Raw genomic sequence first — 2,738 nt, 5'->3', positions numbered from 1 at the left:
TCCCGAACCGGCGGCTGGGCCTCACCGCTGCGACGCCCGGCCAGTGACGGCCCCGGGCCCACCGGCGGCAGCCCGAAGGCGGGCAGCCGCAGGGCGGCCCGGGCCCTGGCCCAGTACGCCATGACGTGTTCCTCGACCCGGGCGATGACCGGCTCGCACCAGGGCAGCGCCAGCAGGATCAGCAGGCCCGCGGCCCAGCCCAGCAGGACGTCGCTCACCCAGTGCGTGCCGAGGTAGACCGTGGTGGTGCCGACGCCCAGTGCGAAGACCGCGGCGAGCACGGACAGCCAGCGGCGGGCGAGGACGGTACTGGCCAGATATGCCAGTACGCCCCAGGTCACGACCGCGTTCGCGGTGTGACCGGAGGGAAATATATCGCCGGTCAGGAACATCTCGTTGCTGCCCATGGTGGTGGCGTAGTGCGGGCCCTCGCGGCCCATGCCCAGCTTCGCGGCGCCCACCGTCACGTTCAGCAGCAGCAGGGACACCCCCAGGACCAGCAGCGGGCGCAGGGTGCGCTGCCGCCAGGAGCGCCAGCCCAGCCAGGCCGCCACCAGCACCGCCGTCGGGCCGCGCTGGCCCAGCACCACGAAGTAGTCGAGGTAGGGGTGGAGCTCCGGCCACTGCTTGTACGGCCGGAACAGCATGACCTGCCAGTCCGTCCGAACCAGGACGGTCGAGCCCAGGACCGCGGCCACGATGGCCGCGTAGAGGCCCAGAGTCGCGATGAACAGCGACTGGCGGGTGACGCTCATCCCCGGGGCCGGGTCCAAGGGCCGCGCCGGCTCCTGCTCCAGGCGGGCGAAGATTCGGTCGGTACGCACTCAAACGAGATTACAGCGGGTGATGGCTCAGTCAGGTCGGACCGCGGTCTTCGTAATGGCGATGTGATGTGGAATGTGTCTCAACGGCGTCTTGGGAGCCGTCGTTTCCTGGGTGAAGCGGGGCGCGGCGTTTTTGCTTCGAAGGCTTTTCCGGACGAATCCCCGACGTGTTTTCCGGAGTGTCCGACGTAGTCCATCGGTGATTAACCCACGCGCTCCGAGGGGGCGTCGGCCGTGTCCCGGCTCGCGGCGGAGCCGCCGGTCACCCGATCGGCGGACGTTCGCGGACCGTCCAACCGGTGCACGCGACCACCGTCCCGCCGGCCGCGAACCGGCAGGGGCGCACGCCGGAGGCTGCCACCGGCCGACGGCACCACCGGCCGGGGCGGCGTACGCAGCGGTCCCGGACCGCGCCGGCACCAGTGATGTGCGGCACTTCGGGCATCGCCGCACTCGCGTACCCTTTCCTCCGTCACTCGCCCCTTGCCCCACCGGGCCGGACGCCTCTCCCGCGTCCGGCGTCCCCTCCGGTCCGCGGCGGGCGGGGCAGGAGGAGGTGCGCAGATGACAGGGACGACCACGGCGAAGACCGCTCGGACACCGGACGTCCCCGACCGGAGAGGCGGCCCGGCGGGCGCGCTCGGCAGCCGCTGGACCGTGCTCGTCATGCTGTGCAGCAGCCTTCTGCTGGTGGCGGTCGACGCCACCGTGCTGCACGTGGCGGTGCCCGCCGTCTCGGCGGACCTGCGGCCCAGCGCCATGGAGCTGCTGTGGATCGTCGACTGCTATCCGCTCGTCTGCGCGTCGCTGCTGATCCTGTTCGGCACGCTCGGTGACCGCACCGGGCGACGGCGGGTGCTGCTGTACGGCTACGCCCTCTTCGGTCTGGCGTCGGCGTTGGCCGTGGTGGCCACCTCACCGGGCGTCCTGATCGCCGCCCGCGCGCTGCTCGGCGTCGGCGGTGCGATGATCATGCCGGCCACGCTGTCGATCCTGCGCCAGGTGTTCCCCGACCGCCGCGAACGGGCGCTGGCCATCGGGATCTGGAGCGCCGTCGCCGCGGTCGGCGCGGCGCTGGGACCCCTGGTCGGCGGGGCGCTGCTGGAGTACTTCTGGTGGGGCTCGGTGTTCCTGATCAACATTCCGCTGATGGCGGTCAGCATCCCGCTCGGCCGCTGGCTCGTACCGGAGTCCACCGGCGAGCGCGAGGGGCCGTGGGACGTGCTCGGCGCGCTGACGGCCGTGGCCGGGCTGGGCGGCGTCATTCTCGGCGTCAAGCGGATCGGCGCCGGTGAGCTGCTGTCGCCGCTCACCCTGACACTCCTGCTGGCCGGTGCCGGCCTGCTGACCCTGTTCGTCCGACGCCAGCGGCGGCGTCCCTTCCCGCTGATCGACTTCGCCGCGTTCGCCCGCCCGGCGTTCGGCACCGCGGTCGGCTGCATCGTGCTGACCGTGCTCGCCCTCGTGGGTCTGGCCCTGATCGCCGCCCAGTACCTCCAGCTGGTGCTCGGCCTCTCCCCGCTGGAGACCGGGCTCCGGCTGCTGCCGCTCTCCGTGGCGGCCATCGCCGCCGGGCTCGCCGGCCCCCGCATGCTCCAGTGGCTGGGACCGCGGACCATGGTCGCGCTCGGTTTCGTGACCACGGCCGTGGCGGTGCTCAGCCTGGTCTCGGTGGGCGAGCACGACCGGCCCGCGGTGCTGGTCGGCGGCTTCGTCCTGCTCGGCTTCGGCCTGGAGACGACGCTCTTCGGTTGTTACGAGTCGATGCTCAGCGACGCCCCGCCGCAGCAGGCGGGCGGCGCGGCGGCCGTCGGCGAGACCGCCTACCAGCTCGGCGCCGGGCTCGGCATCGCGGTGCTCGGCAGCGTGATGAACGGGGCCTACACCGCGGCCGTCCGCCGTACCGACGGACTG

Annotated in this window: 2 protein-coding genes; one reads left to right on the top strand and one right to left on the bottom strand. The window is 72.6% G+C overall.

Annotated elements, in window-relative coordinates:
• The coding region (locus tag ACYVE9_RS21845) for a phosphatase PAP2 family protein (protein WP_461029593.1) at nt 1-824 on the bottom strand (824 nt) is incomplete at its 3' end.
• A 564-nt stretch (nt 825-1,388) separates the two neighbouring features.
• Here ACYVE9_RS21845 and ACYVE9_RS21840 point away from each other — a divergent pair.
• Nucleotides 1,389-2,738 (top strand): MFS transporter (locus ACYVE9_RS21840; RefSeq protein ID WP_461029592.1); only part of this gene is annotated, 1,350 nt, incomplete at its 3' end.

It is taken from the genome of Streptomyces sparsus (assembly GCF_054776295.1).
The sequence above is the reverse complement of the archived record's forward strand: the minus strand, read 5'-3'. Positions and strand labels throughout refer to the sequence as shown.